Here is a 22,588-nt window from a genome sequence, read left to right as displayed (position 1 = left end):
TTTTTTAAGCAACTCTGCGCTGTAACGTTTCATAAATGGAAATTCTAATGCCCACCAAGCCAAACCGATAAAAGGTACCCAAATAAGCTCTTTTTTAAAAAAACTTAATAAAGGGAATGCGGCGATTAAAAAGTCTCTGCAGAACAAGGATATCCACCCAAGATTGGTGATTAGCCGTTACCATATACCAATCATTTAATGCAAAATCATTGACCCCAGACACATCAATAACCGAACGACCAAGGTAACGCTGGTTGATATTATTTGCCCCTATCCAGAACGTAGCAATGTTATCCAACATCCTATTTAACAATGCGCGTACCGATGCCAATGGCAAAATACATTTCAGCAGCGCCAAAAGCATAACAGGCACAAAACAAACCAAGGTGTTTAAGACAATCAAGGCAAACGAAACTAACCCTTTGAACACAGATAAAACAGCCATAAATAGACCTAAAATACAAAATTGACGCATAATACTAAAGGAAACTCTTGATTGGAAATCCTCATTATTTACACTCCAACCAAGTAGCCAGCTTTCACTCAAAAACTGTATAGTAAACAGACGATTAGAATTGCTCATAATTTTGCTTTGCATAAGTAATTGTTTATCGATTTTTTTCATCCCCTGTCTGCGACACCTCAACAGGACATAATAGGATTTCAGCCCCAGCCATGACCATTACCAAAGGGTTAAAGATTCGTCATAAACTATTCGCTGTATTTGTTTTGAGTAATATTTTGCTTATTGTTTCTATGTGGCAAGTCTTTCAGTGGAGCTTTGACAGAGGATTTGTATCCTATGCAACAGAACGCGATCGTGACTTTTTAGAACAAATGGCAAACAGAACGGCTAACCTATACATCTATTACGATGACTGGTATTTTCTTGTTCAAGAAAGCCGTATGGAAAGCGAATGGCATCAAGCCAAACTGGACAACTTACGCGATCTAATCCCGCCGCCTAGCACACCGAATTTGGATTTGATTTATCCATCACAATATTATCGTCAGCGTTTCCTGCTCTATGATAGCCAACAAAAACCTATTATTGGTAAGGTACGTTTCACCGATGCTGAAACACATGCTGTAAAAGTAAATAAAAAAATAGTGGGGTATGTTGGACTGCGCTCCATTAGAGAGCTTGTGCAAGATCAAACGCTACGATTCGTGCGTCAACAAGGTGAAGCATTTTTACTCATCTCTGCATTTATGCTGGCTATTGCAGCCTTACTCACTTGGCCTTTGGCGCAATGGTTGAGTCGGCCCATCACGTCTATGCAACAAGCGACAAAAAAATTGGCCGCAGGAAAATTCGAAACTCGAATTGCAGTAAAAGGCTCAGATGAGCTGGCAAAGCTAAGTTGTGATTTTAACAACTTGGCCTGCACCCTTGAGCATACCCGCGAAGCCCGTAAGCGCTGGGTAGCCGACACAGCGCATGAACTAAGGACCACAGTGGCAATTCTTCGTGGCGAAATAGAAGCCATGCAAGATGGCATCATTAAAGTCACACCGGAAAGTCTTGCATCATTGCAGCAAGAGACACTTCACATCGCGCGTCTAATTGATGACTTAAACCAGTTATCTATGCATGATATGGGGAATTTAAGCTACCAAATGGAAGACACGTCGTTAAATGAGATTATTGAACAAACCGTTCAATCTATGACGTTACCCTTCAATGAGGCTGGCCTAGAATTAGCATTTGAATATTCGCAAAAAAGCCCTATTGTTATGAATGCGGATTCTGATCGATTGCATCAGCTTTTTGCGAACTTAATGAATAATTCATTAAAATATACAAACGCACCAGGAAAGCTCACAATTAAGTTATCCAAAAAGAATAAAAAAGCCATTATTCTTTTTGAAGACACGGCCCAGGTGTCGATGAAAACGATAAAGACAAAATTTTCAGACAATTTTTCCGTGTCGAAAATTCAAGGAACAGAGCAACAGGTGGTAGAGGTTTAGGCCTTGCTATTTGCTCTAATATTGTGGATGGGCATCAGGGCACGATCAGTGCTTATCACTCCCCTGCTGGTGGCTTAGGAATAAGAATAGAATTCCCTTTAAACTAGTCCCTTAAAATGAATAGGAACGAATAAGATTATGAGCAAAGTACTGATTATTGAAGATGAACCAAAACTAGCGGAATTAATGGCAGCCTATTTAGATCAAGCGGGTTACGAGCACCATCACCTTGATCGTGGAGACATCGCCGTTAATTACATCAAAAACAACCAAGTTGATATCATTTTGTTGGATTTGATGCTTCCAGGCTTGGACGGCGTAGAAATATGCAAACAAGTTCGTCAATTTAGCGGTGTTCCTATCATTATGGTGACTGCAAAAGCGGAAGAAATCGATCGTTTAATTGGCTTAGAAATGGGCGCTGACGATTATGTATGCAAACCTTTCAGTCCACGTGAAATCGTGGCGCGCGTTAAAGCCAACTTACGTCGCGTTGAATTGGATCAAGCTGAATCCCCTAGAACAGATGGCTTTGATCTAGATGTTGATCGTCTACGTGCGACCTACAAAGGTGATTTGATCGACTTAACGACCGTCGAATTCCAGCTACTTCAATTACTGATCAAAGAACCTGGTCGTGTATTTGGTCGAGACCTCATAATGAAGAGTATTTATGCCGACAGTCGTGTCGTCAGCGACCGCACTATTGATAGCCACATCAAAAAACTGCGTAAAAAAATCTCTGCAGTGGCACCTGAATTAAATGTTATTCATTCTGTTTACGGCGCAGGCTACCGCTTCGAAAATAACGATTGACATTTTTTGTAAGGAATAACGTTGAGCAACTTTTTAGACGTACTGGTATTTTCCTTCTCCATTACTATGCCAATATTCTTGATATTGGCATTAGGAGTTGTTCTTTACCGAGTAAGAATTATTAATGACAATTTCATTGATACTGCCTCTAAACTGGTGTTCAACGTCACCCTCCCTGCACTGCTTTTTATTAGCATATCGAAGACCGATTTAACCCGTGACACAGATTATTCTTTAGTGCTCTACGCGATGATTGCGGTCACCGTCACCTATATTGCACTCGAACTACTGCTGTCTATCTGGTTTCCAAATAAAGCCGAACGTGCTGTCTTAGTACAGGGGGCTTTTCGCTCTAACATGGGCATCATTGGCTTAGCATATTGTGTAAACGCTTATGGTAATGATGTGTTTGCTGTCGCATCAGTTTATCTAGGTGGTGTCACAATATTGTTTAATATCTTATCCGTGATTGGCTTAAGTCGTGCTTTGGGCGCCAATGCCAACCTAATTAGCATTCTAAAAGGAATCGCTAAAAACCCACTAATCATTGCAATCTCTGCGGCCTTTATTAGCTCTTTTACTGGCCTTTCTCTACCATCCACTCTATATAAAGCAGGCGATTATTTCGCACAAATGACACTACCATTAGCACTACTTTGTGCGGGCGCTTCTTTGAGTTTCAGTTCCTTAAAAAATGGTATGCTAGGAGCCATTGTCGCTTCCGTTGGTAAGCTTATCTTTATCCCTTTTACACTCACGTTTGGCGGTTATTTACTAGGTTATCGAGGCGTGGAACTTGGTGTACTTTTTTTAATGTCATCCGCCCCGACGGCGTCAGCCAGTTACATTATGGTTCGCGCGATGAAAGGGAACTCTGCACTGGCTGCAAACATCATTGTTATTACTACCATCGTATCCTTACTTACCACTAGTATCGGGGTGACTTTATTACGTAGTTTTAATCTCATCTGATTGACTAAGTGCGTTACAAAGCCATGGCTTTACTATTATTATGTGAAAAACAAAAACGATAATAAAAGCCTGCGAGATTTTTTTGATTTCACAATTCCGTAAACATCGTCTATTTTTCCTGTCAGCGGGTTGCACCATATTGACGGCATTATTTTTTGCTGTAAACAGTATAGCTTACCAAGCACTGATTATAGACAAACACTCAGAGGGACAAGATCAACTACTCAGCTATGTTATAGATTTGCGCAATGAATTAAAAAATTATCACATACTGCCTTATGCATTAGCAGACAACCCTACCCTGCTGAACTTTATGAACAATCCAGACGACAACAAGCTAACACAGCTATTGCAGCGTCAACTGGAAGATTTGACCCACGTATCTAAGACCCAAGATTGGTTTATTCTCTCGGCTCAAGGCGACCTGCTTGTTTCAAGTGAACAGTCCCCCAACTTTGAGTTAGACGACTATTTCAGCAAACAAAACCTAAGCAATGTACTAAAAGAACAACAAGGTGAATACATGCTGGTCTCTGGCTACAATCCTATGCAGTCCAAATCTGCCCACCTTGTACTGGCACCTGTTTATACTTCTACAGGATTAGCGGGGGCTGTCGCCGTTCGAATTAATGTCAGCAACTTAATAGAACGCTGGAATCTTTTAGAAGATCTTGTGGTGATGACAGATCAAAACAGCCTGCTGTTTTTAGCCAGTAAATTAAACGGCCTATTAGTCAGTAACTGGTTAGACAACCACACAGACATTGAATTTCTAAACAATACTCGTTCTAAAATCTACCACCTTAAAGACGAAAACTATTTGTTACAAAATGTCACTCTAGACGACCTTAAATGGCAAATTCACTATCTGTCTAATTTGAAAGGCATTCAAAAAAAAGCACAAAATATTGCCTTTATCAGCTTGGGGATATTTGCCTTACTGTTTCTCTTCTGGCTATACCGTCGTGAACGTGCCTTAAAAATTGCCTCGAAACGAGAAAACGAAATACTGATAGCGAACAGTGCCCAGCAACAGCGTGTGCTCATAGAAAACACGCATGTAGGATTGCTACGACTGACTAAATACGGTGAAATTTCCTTTGTTAATCCAATGGGAATACGCTATTTCGGCCAAAGAGCACAACTTAACACACATTATCTCTATGAGTTTTTGCCAGACTGTCCAGAAAATCAAACCGCATTGTCTTTTATAAAATCATTACAAACACAGACATTAGACAATGCTCAAACACGTAATTTACTTGAACAAGAAGTCGTCTTACAAAAAGACAATGGCCAAGTTTTCCCTGCCCTTTTATCAGTGTCTTCTTTAAAGTGGAGCGGTTCACAAGGCTATCTAGTCACACTACTCGACATCAGCAAACGTAAAAAAGCAGAGCTAAATTTATTGGAAGCGAATACCCGCTTAGAAGAACGAGTATTGGAAAGAACCAAAGCCCTAGAGGCCGCACAAAAAGAACTGTTAAGAACCGAAAAGCTAGCTGCCATCGGACAGATGTCGACAGCCATTGCCCATGAACTCAATCAACCCCTTACGGGAATTAGGACATTGGCTTACACCGCCGAGCTTTTATTAAAACGCCAAGATGCAGAACAAGCGCTAAAAACACTCATCGACTTAGAGTCCTTGGTAGTAAGAATGCAAAAGCTTACCAGTGAATTAAAAGTGCTTGCCTACCGCAGACCAGAACAACTGACTTCAACGTCCATAAAACTCGCTGTACACAAAGCAATAGAAAGCCTTGGCGAGGAAGCACAAGACATAGAGTGGCAAATAACACTCAGTGATTTGGACAAAGTGATGGCCGAACCCACTCGACTCGAAAGAATCTTTTCAAACCTGATTAGCAACTCAATACAAGCCTGTACTGAGCATAAAATCATTCCTAAAATTCACATCGCTATTCATGAGCAAAACGACACAATAACCATTTGCTATCAAGATAATGGACCAGGCATCGAAAAAAGCAAATTGACTCATATTTTCGAGCCTTTTTTCACCACTAAACCTATTGGCAAAGGCTTAGGCCTTGGGCTTGCTATCAGCGCAAATTTAGCAAAAGATATGAACGGGACACTAACCGCGAACCATAACGGAGACTCGCAGTTGGTCTTCCTCTTAACACTGTTAAAGGCCTAATATGGAAAACCATAACACTGACCAACAGATTGAAATCTGGTTACTTGACGATGACGACATCGTTCGCTCAACCACAGCACAATGGCTGCGTTTATCCGATTATGTCGTAAAAGAATTCCACCACGCGCAAGAGGCTCATCAACAAGTTCAGTATCGGCTTACCCTGCATCATTGTCAGTGACATCCGCATGGCCCCTATTGATGGCTTAACACTCATGACGGACTGTCTGACAAAAGAGCCAGAAATCCCTTTTATCCTGATAACAGGCCATGGTGATGTAGATACAGCCGTTAATGCACTGCGGGATGGGGCTTTTGACTTCCTCGAAAAACCGTTTGATCCCAATCGACTGCTTAAAACTGTCGAAAAAGCCATTCAGCTCAGAAAAGTTCAACGCCAACATGCCAATCAATCTCAGTACCTAGGGGATTTGCACGGCCTAGAGGAAACCATCATAGGACAAAATGAACAAATCATTAGAGTAAGACAGCAGATTCGAACCTTTGCCAGTATGGACACTCACGTGATTGTGTATGGTAAAACCGGCTGTGGTAAAGAACTGGTTGCAAAAGCACTGCATGATTGCAGCCCGAGAAGCAACCACCCCTTTGTCGCCATTAACTGCGCAGCCATTCCAGCAGATTTATTTGAAAGTGAACTGTTTGGACACGAAGCTGGCGCTTTTACCAGCGCCAACAAACAACGTATCGGCAAACTTGAGCACGCCAGCGGTGGCACCTTATTTCTGGATGAAATTGAAAGCATGCCTCTCGCCATGCAAATAAAATTATTGCGCGTTCTACAAGAGAATCAATTGGAGCGAATTGGCAGCAATAACACCATTCACATTGATTTACGTGTCGTAGCAGCCGCAAAAAACGACTTACAGACTTTGGCGGATTTTCGACAGGACTTATTTTTCGCTTAAACGTCTCTCAAATACATTTGCCCGATTTACGCCACCGTGGATCTGATATCCCACTGCTATTCGAACATTTTTGCCGTATAGCGGTCAAAGAGCGTGGCAAGGACTTTAAGCAACTTAGCCCAATAGACCACGAGACACTCACCCTTTATGGCTGGCCTGGTAATGTCCGCGAATTAAGAAACGTCGCACTCCGTTATGCACTAGAACCAAATACCAGCGTGGCAAAAATATTAGCCGGCTATCAAGCACAAGACGACATCGACACCATCACCCCACTACCACTTAGTGTAAAAGTTCAAGAATTCGAACGTAGCCTAATTGAAGCAAGTATACGACAGCAAAAAGGCAATATTCAGTTAGTCTTAGAGCAACTTCAACTGCCGCGCCGTACTTTAAACCAAAAGATGCAGAAGTATGGTCTTAACAGAGCAGACTATTTAGACTAACCCTCGCCGTCGCCACACTCATTTAAAATCTTTTCACCAAAAGATATCAGAGAAAGATATCAAAAAAGTGATTCTCATATAAAATATTTAATGAGAATCACTTGCATTGAAAATAAAAAAGACCTTTAATGATAACCATTATCAGATTAGAGGCGACATACGATGCAAATAAGCATGCGCGATGTGTATGACAATACCGGAAGAATCAAAGAGGCAGTCGCACCATGGCTATCCGGTCATAAGCAACTGCTTACTCTTCTCCCCAATTTACACTGGTTAAACCAACATTTAAGTAGCAATACAAATCTATCTATACAGGAAGAAGCACAATCAGGTTTGTATTTTTCTTTTTTAGGGAACGGCCCAATCAAGTCAGCACATGATATACATTCCGTGCAGATTGCTTATCAGCCAAGAAATATTAGCGGTCATTTTTTTGTTGCAAAAGATGAACAGTACAGCCTTTTGCAAGCTCGTATCAGCCCTGCACACTTAGCGGCTATCTTGGGAGAAACAGAAGATCAAATCATTCAGCATTTTGTGACTATGCGAGATAAACTTGGTAACGACAATGCAGTTATTCAATTACCCGTAACTGAAAAAACACTGAATGCTCTTGCCCCTATTCTCGCTCACAAGGGGCATTCAATAAGTCTTGCAGGGCATCTATACTCACTCATATTCACGCTTATTGAACAGTTACAAATACTCAGTCATCTATCGCAATGCGAAGACTGCCAAAGAAAACTGTTTCATGTGCAAAATCTCATAGAAACACCGCAACACGACGCTCTGAATATTCAACACCTAGCCCAACAAGTTGGACTCAATACAGAAGCCTTGGCAATTGGTTTCAACCTCATCGTTGGACAATCTATCGAGAGCTATTGCACTCGTAGTCGTATTAAGTCTGCCGCCGCTAAACTCAGACAAGACCCTGCGGCAAAACCCTATATTGTTGCTCAAAGCGGTTTTTCCGAAGACCAATTTGAAGCGGCATTTATTCAACACTTTGGTGTCAGTAGTCACCAATACGGACAAATCCATTAGTAATAGGAAAACCATGGCGAATTCATCCATAGCCCTTATTTACGGCACAGACACAAACAACACCGAAGAAGTTGGCCATAAAATAGCCAAACAATGGGAAGAGCTTGGTGAACAAGTTGATTTATTTAACATTAAGGACATAGAGCTGAGCCAGCTTGAACAATATTCTATGCTTATTCTGGGTATACCGACTTGGGACTTCGGTGGCATTCAGTCCGATTGGGAAGATATTGGAGACGACCTAGCCAGTTTGACGTTAGACGATACCGTTATTGCATTGTATGGCTTAGGTGATCAGTTTGGTTACGGTGACTATTTTGTCGACGCCATGGGATGGTTATACGAAAAATTACTACCAACGGGTGCAACCTTTATTGGCCAGTGGTCAACAGAAGGCTATGAGTTTGAGGCTTCCAGAGCTTGTGTTCATAACAAAGAGCATTTCATTGGGTTAGCAATCGATGAAGATCAACAATTTGAACTTACTGATCAACGCATTGAACAGTGGGTTATTCAACTTTACGCAGAAAGAGCAGTAGAAGCCGCATAAATTATCACCTGACTGGCCATTGAACTTAAGTAAACGACTCAAATTTGGTTCCCACACATTCGCTGCCCCGAATGCCCAAATTTAGCTTATTTTCAATGCGATAATTATGAGACTTGCTCTATATTGCGTGAGGAACGTGGCTACCTCTCCTTTCTCTCCTGCTTGGAGGTAGCCACGTATTTCTTTTCCTAACCACAATTCGTTATGATGCTATCACTTTGATTGATCTAGCATTGGCGCCTATGAACCTACAACTTACCGATATTGTGATTATTCTAATTCTTGCAGCCTGTATCTATGCATGGTGGCGAAATACATCCATTCGAGAACAAGCACTGATTAGCGCAAAAAAACACTGCGAATCATTAAACCTACAGCTGCTTGATGACAGTGTAGCAGGAGCAGAATGGCGACCAATTTGGTCACAAGGTCAGATTAAAGTAAGAAGGAGCTATAAATTTGAATTCAGTTCCAGTGGTATAGCGCGCTACCAAGGAAAGGTGACCTACCTAGGAAATCATCAGTTAAACATTTGGCTAAGCCCACATGATTTTTAAAAAAAGAAAAAAATTCGAGGGAGAAAAATACGCCATTTCTACCTTTCTTAACAAAGCCTAACTTGCAGATCTATCAATTCATTGCAATGATATAGATAAGTGCCATATTTTTGTGTCATTTAATTGCAAATAAGGCCATAGTAGAAATAGAATGCTTACGTAAATATTTGTAACGTTTTAGATAGGCTAGGCCGTAAAAATAAATGCGTACTAACTGATGTCCGAATGCCTATCAGTTCAATCTATAATAAAAAATGCAGGATATAATATGTTGGCAAATCTTAGTTTTCGTACCAAGTTACTCTCTTTGCTCATCGCAGCTATTCTTGGATTCGTTGTTGTAACTGCTGTTGCTTTACAAGGATTGAATGTCCAAGAAACTTCATCTGCAAAATTTGAGCGCCTCACAAAAGTAGATAAAGACCTATCGTCTCTCATCATCACCTTAATGGATGAATATGAGACTTTATCCAGTATCGATAACAGTACCTATGCCAGTTTTCTTGAGCAATTGAACGCTAACAACGAAAAATTCATGGCAACACTAAGTGAAGACACTGAACTCCTTAAAGAAGATCCTGAAGCACAAAAAAACTTAAGCAACATCACTGAGTCTTTAACTAACTATAATGCCGCTTTAAAGCTATTGGTTAACCAAAGACAAAAAGTTGGCTTTAACGGTTCTTCTGGTCTAAAAGGAGAAATTTCTCAGTTAGGCGAAAAAGTCACCGAAGAAATTTCTTTTCTTAGTCTAGTAAAGCAAGAGTTTTTGCCTGTACGTGAAGCAGAAAAGAATTTCATTTTTGAACCCATTCCAGATAATAAAGCGGCCTTTATGGATCGCTACGACAAATTTTATAAGCGCGTTACAAATTTCGGTTTAGAAGAGCGCTTTGGTCAAGTTATTAATCAGTACTTCTCTGCTGTCGAAAACTTCGATAAAGAAAACCAGCAGCTTAGAAACTTACAATCACAGTTTGCTGCAAGCAAAGAGAACTTTAACCAGACCCGCTTGGCCGCTGTTGATTACATGCAAAATGCGGTAGTAGAAGCTCGTCAACAAGCGTCAGCTAGCTCTCAACAAGCCAGCATTAGTTTAATTATTGTGAGTATTGTAGTTGCCATCATTGCCGCACTTATGATGATGGGGATAGGCAGCAGCGTTAACAAAACACTTAACCAAATCATTAAAGACCTTGGCAAAGTAAAAAGTGGTGATTTAACCGCTCGCTTACATGTAAACAACAAGCGCAACGATGAATTCGATTCGCTATGTAGCTCAGTAAACGAAATGACCAATGGCCTTGGCTCTGTGATTGGCGAAGTGGTGAGCACAACCCGAGGCGTAAACGACATGGTTTCAGAGCTTAACATCTCTGTTAGCAACATTGCACAAAGTAACCGCTCTGTCAGTGAACAAACCAATTCGCTAGCGGCTGCTACAGAAGAAATCTCCACCACGATTTCGAGTATTTCTAGCACAACGGAAGACTTAAGCAGCCAATCTCAGCACACATATGAATCTGCTAAAGTGGGCGCTGAAACAATCAAAGGGGCGCTATCTAACCTTTCCAGTACAATCAGCGTAGTGAACAAAACCAGTGAGCAATTGAATGAACTGGGTCAACTGTCGAAAGACATTGATAACGTCATCGCCATGATTAATGACCTAGCAAACCAGACCAACCTTCTTGCGCTGAACGCAGCTATTGAGGCAGCACGAGCAGGTGAAGCAGGTCGTGGCTTCTCTGTGGTCGCCGATGAAGTCCGCTCTCTTGCAGAAAAAACGGTTGATGCAACAGCAAAAATTACGGATATCGTCAGCACGATTCAATCATCAACGCAAACGGCTATTGAAACCATGCACAGTGGTCAAGAAAGCTTGCATTCGATTGAGGAGTTTAGCGAAAAAGCCGAATTGGCTATCCGCGAAATTGAGCGAAACGCTCAAACAAGCTCAGCGTCTTCTATTGATATGGCGCGCTCTATTCAAGAAGTGGCCAAAACAGCCGTTCACATGAGTGAAGAAATGGACAAAATTGCCCAACAACTTCAACGTGATAATAGCTATATCAATAGCATCGAAGGCAACACTCGAGACATTCACAACCAAGTAAGCAGTTTAGATAAGAAAACCAGCGTGTTTACGACTCGCTAATTTAATGAGCAAACCATAAAAAAACCGGCACATATAGCCGGTTTTTTTTCATTAAGCGTTTGTTTCATTATGAACGCTTAGCGCAGAAACGCTGATCTTTTATAGATCAGCGAATTCTTTTTCCCAGCGCTTAGCTTCTTTTTTAGAAGGCCCACCTAATACATTGACTGCCGTACGCATACGCGCACGAGAAATGTCAGAGCCTAAAATCGCCATAGAATCAAACACAGACACCGACGCTGTGGTACCAGAAATCGCCACAAACAAAGGCGCAAAAAAGTCTTTCGGTTTGATATCCATCGCTTGCGCTAACGCTTTCATCTCATTAAATATGTTGTCTTTTTCCCATTTACTTAACGCTTCCAAACGCCATAAAGCAAATTGCATGGCCTTACGAAGCGTATCTTCCTCCATCTTTATGGAAGCAAAATCTTCTTTGGTTATAGGCAACAAACCTTTTAAGAAAAAGCCTGCCACATCCGCCACATCAGAAAACGTTTCCACGCGCGGTATTACCAAGGGTAGAATCTTCATCAAGTATTGGGGATTAAGTGCCCACTCAACGTATTTCTGTGCAAAACTTTCTGGGGTTAAATTCTCACGAATCCACATACCATTTAACCAGCTAAGTTTTTCAACATCAAAAACGGGTCCGCCCAAAGAAACACGCTGAATATCAAAATGCTCAACCATTTCATCTAATGTGAACTTTTCACGCTCGTCTGGCATGGACCAGCCCATACGACCAAGATAATTGATCACCGCTTCCGCCATATATCCCATGCGCTGATAATATAAGATACTGGTTGGGTTTTTACGTTTTGATAACTTAGATTTGTCTGGATTACGCAACAAAGGCATATGACATAACGTTGGCATGTCCCAACCAAAATATTGGTACAGCAAAATATGTTTAGGCGCCGAGTTAATCCATTCTTCACCACGAATAACATGGGTGATTTTCATCAGGTGATCATCTACCACGTTAGCCAAATGGTACGTAGGCATACCATCCGCTTTTAGTAGCACCTGCATATCCACTTGCGCCCAATCAATTTCGATTTCGCCGCGAAGCATATCTTGTACAACACAAGTTCCCTCTTCAGGTACTTTCATGCGAATCACATAAGGCACACCTGCATCCAGTTTTGCTTGCACTTCTTCAGGCGTCAGTGCCAAAGCACGACCGTCGTATTTTTGCGGCAAGCCTTGCTCTTTTTGCTCAATGCGCATTTGATCCAATTCTTCTGTTGTCTCAAATGCATAAAAGGCATGCCCTTTATCAATCAATTCTTGAGCATATTGACCGTAAATATGGCCACGCTCACTCTGACGGTAAGGACCATATTGTCCACCGACATCTGGACCTTCTGCCCAATCAAGACCCAACCAACGCAACGCATCCAAAATCATTTTTTCAGATTCTGGTGTACTCCGTGTCTGATCAGTATCCTCAATTCGTAAAATAAACTTACCGCCCATTTTACGGGCAAAGGCCATATTAAACAGTGCAATATAAGCTGTCCCAACATGTGGGTCACCCGTTGGTGATGGCGCAATACGTGTTCTTACCTCTGACATAAAACTCTCATTTATCCGTTGCCTGAAATGCCGTTATTATAAGCCTCTCGCCACTCATGGGTAAGAGGCTCAAGTCAACTTTTGTGTTTAGATGTTTGATATTCACCCAACTTTACGTGGGTTATATCGAAGTTGTGAAAGGCGCACCCCAATATCAACATCGGTTTTTAAAGCAACCAGAGAGCGCGATTGCAGACATTGCTCGTAACCACCCGCGAGCAATGACTGAATCCGCTCAGAAAATGATGATACATTGGCGTAAATTTCTTCTATTGTCGGGAAAGCATCGATTATGGTTAATGCCGTTTTAGGACCGATTCCTTTCACACCAGGAATACGATTTGTGGTATCACCTACCAATGCCCAGTAATCCACTAATTGATGAGGCTCAACGCCATATTTTCCTGGCACCCAAATTTTGTCATAACCTAACTTAGCAAAATAATCGTACTGCAGAATGCGTTCATCACCCAACAATTGAGTAAAGCCTTTATCTGTAGATACGATGTAGGACTTTATATTATGACTCGAAGCTTTGACGGCCAAAGTAGCAATTAAATCATCGGCTTCCCAGCCGTCAATTCTCAGACAGGGCAAGTGGTTAAAGCGAAAGACACGAGCAAAATCAGGCAAAGACTCTAATAGATTATCATCCATGGGAACACGACCTAATTTATATTCGGGGTACATTTGATGGCGCCAAGTTTTACCATGTGAATCAAACACAACCACAGCATAAGAGGGAGAGAACTGATGAGTTAATTTCGCCAACGCTTCAACCGCAATGCTTTGAGTACGCTCAACCCTTCGCACAGAGTCTTGTTCCGACTCCAAGGCTGCATAGAGCCGTCGAATCAAATTCAAACCGTCAATTATGAGTAATTTTTTCTCCACTCTAAGCCCTTATTTTTACTACATTGCATTGCTGTTAAATTGTCTAGTTAGGATATCATGTACCAAGACTCATCACGACAACCAGTTCACAGTACAAGGTTTCAGCGAACGAAGTGTTGTATAGATAAACAAGCAAGAAGGACGCTATTATGAAAAATTCAACTTATTTCTGCTTTGGTATTCTCATAGGTACAGCCGCACCGATGGCGTTTGCCTCACCCGTAAATGCCGTTATTGGACTGAACAACAGTCAAGTCGTACAAAACAGCACACAGCTAAGTTTTCAGCCAAACCTAGGTACATTACTCCCGCTACAAGAAAACTTTTCTCCCATTACTCACTTACAAAACAACCTTGACTCTCAATGGTTCGATCAAATTGGCCAAAAAGTGAGAGTGGAACACAAGCAAAGAGACTTAAATTATACAGGGACATTGACAAGCATTGAGCAAGATAACCGCACATTTCTAATCTTGATCGATGAGCGACCAACCACTCTGCCACTAGACGATTTTTATCTAATTCCATTAGAAAAAATGAGCACAACGGCCACGCCAAAGACAGATTTAATGGTGAGCTATCAGACCAATCAGTTGTCATGGACACCTCAACTCAGCCTCATTTTCGAAGGCAACAACGTCAGCGTATCTCAGCAAGCCCTCATACACAACCGCTCTAACGTCGCCGTTACCATAAAAGATAGCCTGCTCCACTACGCTAGCAACACCCCCACTAGACTATTTAAAGCAGAGCGAAATAGCCTAGCCATGAGTGCTGACCAACAGTCAATAGACTATCAGGACAACGAAATTAGCTACTCACTTGGCAACAAGGATCTTATGATGGCCCCCTATTCTAACGCCCTAATTCCTTTACCAAGCAGCACCAGTAAAGTAGAAAAACAAACCCACACAGCTAGCCTTTACACCCATGAAAACAGCTCCGGAAAAATGGAGCTTAGTTTTTACAACAACATCCGCTTCACTTTCCAAAAAGATGGATTACCAGGAGAATACAGAACCTTCCAAAAACGAGGTAATTTGCTTATCCCAAGCAACACTGTCTTCTTAAAGACCGTACGTGCAGATTATCCAATGAATGTTGTCGCAAACAAAAGCCAAGATATAACCGGTTCGCTAACCTTGATTAACGCCTCTTCACAAAAATTACCTGCCACACAAACTTGGCAGGCCACTATTGAAAACCTTTCGAACCAAGATCAAGATTATTCAATAGAGCAAAATACCAACGGCATCATCGACGCACTGGAAGGAAACGAGGCTACAAAAATCACGGCAAATAGCCTGACTCTAGACGGTAAAATCAAAGCCCATTCGAAAAAAACCATCACATACACAATTGAGCAAAAAAACTAGTTAGGAAAAAACCTTCACATTGAGCCGAAAACGTTCAGCTCTTGCATCAATTTTCCACATTGAAGGTCTATTTAAAATATTTCGTTATGATATGGTCAATAGTCATAATAGATATAGCGAGAATGGCACTGCCACAAGCGAAAAACTTGAGGTAGTATTATAACTATATTTCATACTACGAGCTCCACAGAGATCTATGAAAAAGCATATTATATCATCACTCATCGCTGCAGCCGTCCTAAGTAGTACGACTGCTCATGCAGAAAGCATTTACGAAGTATACAAGCTTGCTAAACAACACGATCCAGGCTTAAGGGCGGCTGCCGCTACTTACCGCGCTGAAAATGAAAGCGTGACTGTCACTAAAGGTAACCTTTACCCTAACATCAGTTTTAGTGGTAATCTTGGTTACAGTAAAGTAGACGGACCTTCGAGCGATTACAGCAATCAAAGCAATTCCGTATCGTTAGATTTGAATTACCCTATTTACTCCCCAGCACTAGGTTATGCGGTAGATGCGGTAGAGACTCAGCTATGAAAGCGCTGGGATTAGCTTTGACAATACAGAAGAAGACCTTGCTTTAACTACTTTAACTGAATATTTCAATCTATTGATTGCACAATCAACATTACAAACCACCCAAGCTTTAGTAAAAAGTACAGCAAGCCAGCTTGATCGTGCTAAAAAGCAATATGAAGTGGGTTTGGCGTCTATTACTGACCTACAAGACGCTCAGGCAGAATACGACTCTGTTCGTGTAACAGAGCTAAGCGCTCGTTCTGACGTGTCTTATGCGCAAAAAGCACTTTATCAAAGAACCGGGCGAGAAATTCAAAACATTCCTCAGCTATCAAAAGATTATCCCATTCATCTTGACCCTAACATGACCGTGGATTCATTGATAGAAAAAGCACACCGTGATAACAAAGAGCTGCGCATACTCAACCTTTCTGTCGCCAGCGCTGAAAACAACATCAATATCCAAAAAGCCAACGGCCGAACGCCAACGGTTTCTATAACAGGATCGCTATCTCGGGCAGATGACAACTACAATGACGCTCCTGCGTCAATGCAAGATGGCGCTACAAATACGTCGTCTATTGGCCTAGGCGTTAGTATCCCGCTCTATCAAGGCGGCGCCATTAATGCCTCTGTAAGACAAGCTGTCGCCGAAGCCGAATCTGCCACAGAGCAAAGAGCAAGTTCATTACAAAGCATTGAACTGAATATTCGTAGCCTTTACCTTGATCTGCAAACTGCTGTCGCTCAAATCGAAGCGCAACAACAGTTAATTCGTTCACGTGCCAGCGCGCTTGAAGCGACTACAGCAGGCTATGATGTTGGCACACGCAACCTTGTTGAATTGCTTGATGCACAATCAAACCTGTTCGATGCTCAAAATACCTACGAACAGTACCGCTATAATTTTGTGGTAAAAAAACTCAGTCTACTTGAAGCAACCGGCGATCTTACCGAAGATAAGATCAAAGAGTTAGACAAGTGGTTAATAGCAAAAAACTAATACTACGTTCATAGAGAAAGAAAAAGCCGCCGATCAAATGATGGGCGGCTTTTTTATTGACCTATCCGTGCCAATTAACGAGTCATTAACTTCTCTCGCTGAGTAAAACGGGTCAATACCTTATACAAGCCGTAAGCATCACGACTTCCTGCCAGCTCACGAATAGAGTGCATACCAAACGTCGGTAAACCAATATCAATCGTTGGCACACCAATCTCACCAGAGGTAATTGGCCCAATAGTACTGCCACACGCCATATCGCTACGCACCACAAAACATTGCACTTGGTAGTTTTCTTCTGCTGCGATATCACGATAGATACTGGCTGTTTCACTATTGGTCGCGTAACGTTGATTAGCATTTACTTTGATCACGGCCCCTTTATTAATTGCTGGCGCATGATTCTTATCATGTTTATGTGCATAGTTAGGATGTAAGCCATGAGCATTATCAGCGGACACCAGCATGGAACGCTGAATAGCTTGTACATATAGCTCTGGATTAGGCGTCAAACGACGTAAAACATCGTCTAGAAACGGGCCATTTGCACCACACGCCGACAAACTTCCAATTTCTTCATGATCCGTGCAAATCAGCAAACTTGGACGCTGCAAATCAGAACTTAGTAACGCTTGCAAGCCAACATAACAACTCAATAAATTATCCAACCTTGCTGAGCAAATATACTCTTTATGTAACCCCACCAAAGCCGCTGGCTGAGTATCGTATAGGCTCAACTCGAAATCCAAAATCACATCAATATCTAAATCAGTATATTGCTTTTGAAGCTGAGAGATTAATAACGTATGTAAATCAAAATCGTTTTCAGCACCACATAAGATTGGCAAAATTTCCTCTTGAGGATTAACGGAAAAACCTTCATTTGCCTGACGATTCAAGTGAATAGCTAAATTCGGAACAACCGCAATCGGGTCTTTGAAGTCCACCAGACGACTTACAATGTCACCAGACCGTGTCTTTAAGGTAACACGACCTGCGATAGATAAATCTCGGTCCAACCATGTATGAAGCAAGACACCGCCATACACTTCAACACCCAATTGATGATAACCAAAGCGGTCCACCTGCGCATTAGGTTTTAGTTTTAAGCATGGGCTATCTGTATGCGTCCAATCATTCGCCAGCCACTTTGACTAAAACTAAGCTGCGGTGTTGTAAACGCAATCAAAGAAGATTCATTACGTGTAACAAAGTATCGCCCCCCTCTTCGATGACCCAATTATCCTCTTCCAATAACTCAACAAAGCCTTCTTTAAGTAAGGCATTACGCATACTATCTGTTGCATGAAAAGGAGTGGGAGAAGAATGAAGAAATGACAGTAAAGCATCATTAAAATATGAAAATTCCATAATGTCCTATAAGCACAATTGCTTTAAAAAAGTGACTTTTTAATACTTAGACTAGCCTTACAGCCCAGTGTCTAATATGATTTTACCAGTGACGCATAAAACAGACAGAGAGAGCTCCATACCGGATGAACTATAAACGCCTTTTGCTTTGCCTTCTAATTGGCTACACCTTTACCTCAACATCGGCGTCGGCTTATCAGGAGCTACAACCTCCTCATGAATACGACAAAGTCTCCAAAGAGGCTCGTTGAGATGATCGAGGGCATACATTATAACAGACCTCACATTGACGATGCCATTTCGTCCAAGGCGTTTGACTACTATATCGACGCTCTCGATCCGAGCAAAAGCTTCTTTTTACAAAGTGACATCGACGAATTATCTCAATACCGCTATAGCTTTGACGATGCCCTTAGAAATGGTGACACACAAGTTGCCTACACAATTTATAACATTTACTTAAAACGCTTGGAGACCAGACTCAACCATATTCAGAAGAATTTACCCAATATGGTAAAAAGCTTTGATTATAAAGTCGATGAAACTCTCAACGTCGACCCAGACGCACAAAAATGGGCAACCACTCAAGCCGAGTTGGACGATTACTGGCGTAAACGTCTTAAAAACCGCGCCCTGACGCTAAAACTAAATGGCGAAAGTGAAGAAAAGATCATTTCCACCATCGAACGTCGCTATAAAAATCAGCTCAAACAAGTGGATCAAACCAATGCCACTGACGTTTACCAGATTTTCGCAAACTCCATTACGGCGGCACTTGACCCACATAGCAACTACTTTGCCCCACGTGCTTCCGAAACCTTTAACATCAACATGAGCTTGTCTCTAGAAGGCATCGGTGCCGTCTTACAAATGGACGATGACTACACCAAAGTCGTGCGCCTTGTTCCCGTGGCCCAGCTGCAACACAAAGTGACCTAGCCCCTAACGACCGCATCATTGCTGTAGGACAAGAAGGCAAACCCATGATCGATGTCGTGGGAATGCGTCTCGACGACGTCGTGGATATGATTCGTGGAGAAAGAGACACCACAGTCATATTGGAAGTTACCCCAAGCAAAGGTGACACCCAAACCAGTAAACGCATTAGCATCGTGCGCAAAAAGTAAAGCTGGAAGACCAATCAGCTAAAAAAGAAATCGTTGAAATTGAACGTGATGGTGAAAAATACAAAGTTGGCGTTATTACATTGCCCACTTTTTATTCTGACTTTGCCGCTATACAAGCTGGCGACAAAAACTACAAAAGCTCCACCAGAGACACCAAACAGTTAATTGATGAATTACGCGAAGAAGGTATTTCAGCTCTGATTCTCGACCTAAGAAACAACGGAGGCGGTTCTTTACAAGAAGCCAATGCCTTAACAGGGCTATTTATCCCTTCAGGTCCGACGGTACAAATACGTGATCAAAGTGGACGCGTTACCCCTTTAGGCGATACCGATACCGCCATCGCTTACAGTGGCCCTATGGCGGTTTTGGTTAACCGCATGAGTGCATCTGCCTCTGAAATCGTGGCAGGCGCACTGCAAGACTATGGGCGCGCACTGATTCTTGGCGATCAAACGTTTGGTAAAGGCACTGTGCAGGTATTGCAAGAGTTGGACAAAGGACAACTTAAAATCACGCAAGCGAAGTTTTATCGTGTTTCTGGCGAAAGCACTCAACATAAAGGGGTGATGCCAGATATTACTTTCCCTTCTTTAATCGATAAAGAGACCATAGGCGAAAGTGCTCTAGATAACCCATTACCTTGGGACAAAATCCATGAGACTCGTTACCCTGTGTATTGGAACATACCAGCATACTTGCCGATTTTAGAACCACGCCACGAAGCCAGAATGGCCAAAGATCCTAATTTTGTGGCAATTAACGACCAAATCAGTGAATTTAAATCATTGGCGGAAAGCTATAAGACCGTATCATTACAGGAAAGCACTCGAATAAAGCAACGAGAAGAAAGTAAAAAAAGAGAGCTTGAACGCGAAAATACGCGCCGCAAAGCCCTTGGTTTAGAACTGCTAACTTCAGTTGAAGACATCGTGCCAATTGAAGAGGACACCTACGCGAAAGAGGCCTCTGAGATACTACTAGACTTTATTGCTACCAATCAGGTCGCACAGCAACAAGCCGATAAACAAACCGCGCAAAAGTAAGTCAATAAGCCAACAACAAAATGTACAAATCACGTTTTGTTGTTGGCTTTTTTTATATAAAATCTTCCTCCCACATCAATACGAATTACATGAATCATGGCAAAAGCGTCATCCGATCGGAATACAATTGATTTATTCGGCAAATCCCCTGGCCGTCCTCGTACGCAGCCGCTAACCAGAAAAGATCAGCTCAAACTAAACAAGCGTGCCCAACGAGAAAAAGAAAAAGCGCAAGGATTAAAACGTTTAGAGCTTATTGTGGAGCAAGACATTATTGATAAATTAGATGAGTTGTGTGAACTGAATGGCCTCAAGCGCGCAGAATGGCTAACCTTACAAATCGCCAAAAGTCTCGCCAAATCAAAAACCATAAGGTCCTCTAGAAAGGCCACCAAAGCAATAGACACTACGATAAGCGCAAAATAAGACAACGGCACTCTTCTTACAAAGATCTCTCATTCACTATAGTGATTTGCTATACTAATTGGCCCAATTCACCAGTGAACAAATAAACAGACCTGATATGGCTAAACTGTACTTCTACTACTCGGCGATGAACGCAGGAAAATCCACCGTTCTATTGCAATCCGCTCATAATTATCGCGAGCGAGGTATGCGAGTTTTACTCCTTACAGCATCAATAGACGACCGGTTTGAAACAGGGCAAATCGCTTCCCGCATTGGCATATCAGCAAACGCCAGCCTATTTGATAATCACACCAACCTCATCGCATTAGTCAAAGAGGAACATCAAAATAAGGCATTAAGCTGCATACTGATCGATGAAGCGCAGTTTTTAACCAAAGAACAGGTCTACGACCTTTCTGAAATCGTCGATCAACTACACATTCCTGTTCTGGCGTTTGGCATTCGAACCGATTTCCAAGGCGAACTATTTGATGGCAGTAAGGCATTACTCGCTTGGTCAGACAAACTGATTGAATTAAAAACCGTGTGTCATTGTGGCAGTAAAGCCACCATGGTCATTCGACTCAATGCACAAGGAATCCCAGTTAAAGAAGGCGCACAAGTAGAAATCGGCGGCAACGACCGCTACTTGTCCGTTTGCCGAAAACACTTTAAAGAAGCCGTGAGAGACTAATTATGTGGTTCAAAAATGCCCAGATTTTCCAATTAAAAGACACCGAATCACTAGATACGAATGAATTGATCAATAAAATTCCTGAGTTTCCATTAAAAGAATGCGGCTCTCAGGAAGAGTTTTCTTTCGGCTGGCTGCCGCTTATCCGCAACAGCGAACAATGGAGTCTAGCCAGCGACCGCTGCTTATTGTTCCGTGCAGGCAAAGAAGAAAAAGTCCTGCCTTCTGCTGTGGTGCGAGAAGAACTGGAAGCCAAGGTTGCCGAAATCGAATTGATAGAAGGTCGTAAAGTTGGCCGTAAAGAAAAATCCGATATGAAAGATGAATTGGTTTTTACCCTACGTCCAAAAGCCTTTTCGAAACGCACCGATATTTGGGCATACATTGATCTACAAGCTAAAATTTTGGTTCTCAACAGCACCAATGCCAGCATGACAGAGCTGCTCTTCAAACATTTACAAACTACGCTTGGCAGCTTCCCCATGACACCGTTGCAAGCGCAAGTTTCACCTTCTTCATTGATGACAGATTGGTTAGTAAAAAATGAAGTTCCAGCAAGCCTAGAGACGGGTGACGAGTGTGAAATCCAAGACTCATCCGAAGACAAAGCGACGATCCGTTTTAAATCCCTAGAGCCGCTATCTGAAGACGTGACACGTCACTTACAACAAGGTATGGCGGTCAAAAACCTTGGTCTTCGCTGGACAGACAAACTCAGTTTCGTTCTGCACGATGACCTAACATTGCGCAAAATTAAATTTGACGACGCCTTAAAAGAAGCCGCCTTTAATGATTCACAAGGTGGTGGCTTATCTGACATGGACGCCAATTTTTCTCTAATGTCATTGACTATGAGAGAATTTTTCAGCTCTTACTGCTTGTGGTTTGAAATCAATTAAACCCCGTCTTTTCTTAGCTCCCCAACCTTTTCCACAGATATCGTGGATAAGGTTGG

The 22,588-nt window shown here is 42.0% G+C and carries 24 protein-coding genes and 1 pseudogene; 21 read left to right on the top strand and 4 right to left on the bottom strand.

Going from position 1 to position 22,588, the window contains the following annotated elements; genetic code table 11:
- Nucleotides 1-94: 94 nt before the first annotated feature.
- Nucleotides 95-625 (bottom strand): acyltransferase, encoded by a 531-nt coding sequence (locus ONZ52_RS24540; RefSeq protein ID WP_321160241.1) that lies wholly within the window; start codon nt 623-625, stop codon nt 95-97.
- A 50-nt stretch (nt 626-675) separates the two neighbouring features.
- Here ONZ52_RS24540 and ONZ52_RS03040 point away from each other — a divergent pair, with 50 nt between their 5' ends.
- The 12 genes from ONZ52_RS03040 (at nt 676) to ONZ52_RS02985 (ending at nt 11,613) form a co-directional block, all read left to right on the top strand.
- Entirely contained in the window at nt 676-1,974 is a 1,299-nt protein-coding gene (locus ONZ52_RS03040; protein ID WP_265217213.1) for a HAMP domain-containing protein, read from the top strand.
- Nucleotides 1,911-2,081 carry an ATP-binding protein gene (locus tag ONZ52_RS03035; protein WP_265217767.1) on the top strand — a complete coding sequence of 57 codons (171 nt, stop codon included), beginning with the start codon at nt 1,911-1,913 and terminating at the stop codon, nt 2,079-2,081. The genes ONZ52_RS03040 and ONZ52_RS03035 overlap by 64 nt, the downstream gene beginning before the upstream one ends.
- 31 nt (nt 2,082-2,112) lie before the next feature.
- Nucleotides 2,113-2,790: a response regulator gene (locus ONZ52_RS03030; protein WP_111606598.1), complete on the top strand. Its 678-nt coding sequence runs from the start codon at nt 2,113-2,115 to the stop codon at nt 2,788-2,790.
- Between the two features lie 21 nt (nt 2,791-2,811).
- The gene (locus ONZ52_RS03025) at nt 2,812-3,762 is read left to right on the top strand and encodes an AEC family transporter (RefSeq protein ID WP_265217212.1); all 951 of its coding nucleotides are present in this window, start codon (nt 2,812-2,814) and stop codon (nt 3,760-3,762) included.
- Between the two features lie 82 nt (nt 3,763-3,844).
- Nucleotides 3,845-5,923, top strand: a complete 2,079-nt coding sequence (locus ONZ52_RS03020; RefSeq protein ID WP_265217211.1) for a PAS domain-containing sensor histidine kinase — start codon at nt 3,845-3,847, stop codon at nt 5,921-5,923.
- Nucleotide 5,924: 1 nt separating this feature from the next.
- A complete protein-coding gene (locus ONZ52_RS03015) occupies nt 5,925-6,104 on the top strand; it encodes a response regulator (RefSeq protein ID WP_265217210.1) in 180 nt (59 codons plus the stop codon).
- 7 nt (nt 6,105-6,111) lie between these two features.
- Complete coding sequence (locus tag ONZ52_RS03010; RefSeq protein WP_265217209.1) at nt 6,112-6,852, top strand: sigma-54-dependent transcriptional regulator; 741 nt, start codon at nt 6,112-6,114, stop codon at nt 6,850-6,852.
- Nucleotides 6,853-6,869: 17 nt separating this feature from the next.
- Nucleotides 6,870-7,298, top strand: a complete 429-nt coding sequence (locus ONZ52_RS03005) for an AAA-type ATPase lid domain-containing protein (RefSeq protein WP_265217208.1) — start codon at nt 6,870-6,872, stop codon at nt 7,296-7,298.
- A 162-nt stretch (nt 7,299-7,460) separates the two neighbouring features.
- The gene (locus ONZ52_RS03000) at nt 7,461-8,348 is read left to right on the top strand and encodes a helix-turn-helix domain-containing protein (RefSeq protein ID WP_265217206.1); all 888 of its coding nucleotides are present in this window, start codon (nt 7,461-7,463) and stop codon (nt 8,346-8,348) included.
- Between the two features lie 13 nt (nt 8,349-8,361).
- The gene (locus ONZ52_RS02995) at nt 8,362-8,898 is read left to right on the top strand and encodes a flavodoxin (RefSeq protein ID WP_265217205.1); all 537 of its coding nucleotides are present in this window, start codon (nt 8,362-8,364) and stop codon (nt 8,896-8,898) included.
- A gap of 242 nt (nt 8,899-9,140) precedes the next feature.
- Nucleotides 9,141-9,455, top strand: a complete 315-nt coding sequence (locus ONZ52_RS02990; RefSeq protein WP_265217202.1) for a DUF3301 domain-containing protein — start codon at nt 9,141-9,143, stop codon at nt 9,453-9,455.
- A gap of 268 nt (nt 9,456-9,723) precedes the next feature.
- A complete protein-coding gene (locus ONZ52_RS02985; protein WP_265217201.1) occupies nt 9,724-11,613 on the top strand; it encodes a methyl-accepting chemotaxis protein in 1,890 nt (629 codons plus the stop codon).
- Nucleotides 11,614-11,712: 99 nt separating this feature from the next.
- Here ONZ52_RS02985 and gltX read toward each other — a convergent pair whose 3' ends face one another.
- Together gltX and xni are read right to left on the bottom strand one after the other, a co-directional pair.
- Nucleotides 11,713-13,194, bottom strand: a complete 1,482-nt coding sequence (gene gltX, locus ONZ52_RS02980) for a glutamate--tRNA ligase (RefSeq protein WP_265217200.1) — start codon at nt 13,192-13,194, stop codon at nt 11,713-11,715.
- A 102-nt stretch (nt 13,195-13,296) separates the two neighbouring features.
- Nucleotides 13,297-14,088: a flap endonuclease Xni gene (gene xni, locus ONZ52_RS02975; protein WP_265217199.1), complete on the bottom strand. Its 792-nt coding sequence runs from the start codon at nt 14,086-14,088 to the stop codon at nt 13,297-13,299.
- A 149-nt stretch (nt 14,089-14,237) separates the two neighbouring features.
- On the opposite strand from xni, the gene ONZ52_RS02970 reads away from it, so the two are divergent.
- The 3 genes from ONZ52_RS02970 to ONZ52_RS02960 all read left to right on the top strand — a co-directional run bounded on the left by ONZ52_RS02970 (nt 14,238) and on the right by ONZ52_RS02960 (nt 16,987).
- A complete protein-coding gene (locus ONZ52_RS02970; protein WP_265217198.1) occupies nt 14,238-15,464 on the top strand; it encodes a hypothetical protein in 1,227 nt (408 codons plus the stop codon).
- A 196-nt stretch (nt 15,465-15,660) separates the two neighbouring features.
- On the top strand, nt 15,661-16,002 hold the full coding sequence (locus tag ONZ52_RS02965) for a TolC family protein (protein ID WP_265217197.1): 342 nt from the start codon (nt 15,661-15,663) through the stop codon (nt 16,000-16,002).
- A gap of 73 nt (nt 16,003-16,075) precedes the next feature.
- A complete protein-coding gene (locus ONZ52_RS02960) occupies nt 16,076-16,987 on the top strand; it encodes a TolC family protein (RefSeq protein ID WP_473482582.1) in 912 nt (303 codons plus the stop codon).
- A 74-nt stretch (nt 16,988-17,061) separates the two neighbouring features.
- On the opposite strand, the pseudogene ONZ52_RS02955 reads toward ONZ52_RS02960, so the two are convergent.
- Nucleotides 17,062-18,358 (bottom strand): annotated as a pseudogene (locus tag ONZ52_RS02955) (M18 family aminopeptidase).
- Nucleotides 18,359-18,574: 216 nt separating this feature from the next.
- Here ONZ52_RS02955 and ONZ52_RS02950 point away from each other — a divergent pair.
- The 6 genes from ONZ52_RS02950 to ONZ52_RS02925 all read left to right on the top strand — a co-directional run bounded on the left by ONZ52_RS02950 (nt 18,575) and on the right by ONZ52_RS02925 (nt 22,532).
- Nucleotides 18,575-19,297, top strand: coding sequence for a carboxy terminal-processing peptidase (locus ONZ52_RS02950; protein WP_265217196.1), 723 nt, complete (start codon nt 18,575-18,577; stop codon nt 19,295-19,297).
- Between the two features lie 14 nt (nt 19,298-19,311).
- Nucleotides 19,312-19,485, top strand: coding sequence for a hypothetical protein (locus tag ONZ52_RS02945; protein ID WP_321160264.1), 174 nt, complete (start codon nt 19,312-19,314; stop codon nt 19,483-19,485).
- An 80-nt stretch (nt 19,486-19,565) separates the two neighbouring features.
- On the top strand, nt 19,566-20,531 hold the full coding sequence (locus ONZ52_RS02940; RefSeq protein ID WP_265217195.1) for a carboxy terminal-processing peptidase: 966 nt from the start codon (nt 19,566-19,568) through the stop codon (nt 20,529-20,531).
- 96 nt (nt 20,532-20,627) lie between these two features.
- Entirely contained in the window at nt 20,628-20,957 is a 330-nt protein-coding gene (gene ybfE / locus ONZ52_RS02935) for a LexA regulated protein (RefSeq protein WP_265217194.1), read from the top strand.
- Nucleotides 20,958-21,054: 97 nt separating this feature from the next.
- A complete protein-coding gene (locus ONZ52_RS02930; RefSeq protein WP_111606654.1) occupies nt 21,055-21,633 on the top strand; it encodes a thymidine kinase in 579 nt (192 codons plus the stop codon).
- A gap of 2 nt (nt 21,634-21,635) precedes the next feature.
- Nucleotides 21,636-22,532, top strand: coding sequence for a recombination-associated protein RdgC (locus ONZ52_RS02925; RefSeq protein WP_265217193.1), 897 nt, complete (start codon nt 21,636-21,638; stop codon nt 22,530-22,532).
- The last annotated feature ends 56 nt before the right edge of the window (nt 22,533-22,588 follow it).

The sequence above is a fragment of the Marinomonas rhodophyticola genome (assembly GCF_026113935.1).
GTDB lineage: Bacteria > Pseudomonadota > Gammaproteobacteria > Pseudomonadales > Marinomonadaceae > Marinomonas > Marinomonas rhodophyticola.
Note: the sequence above shows the minus strand (reverse complement) of the source record. Positions and strands in the feature narration are given on the sequence as shown.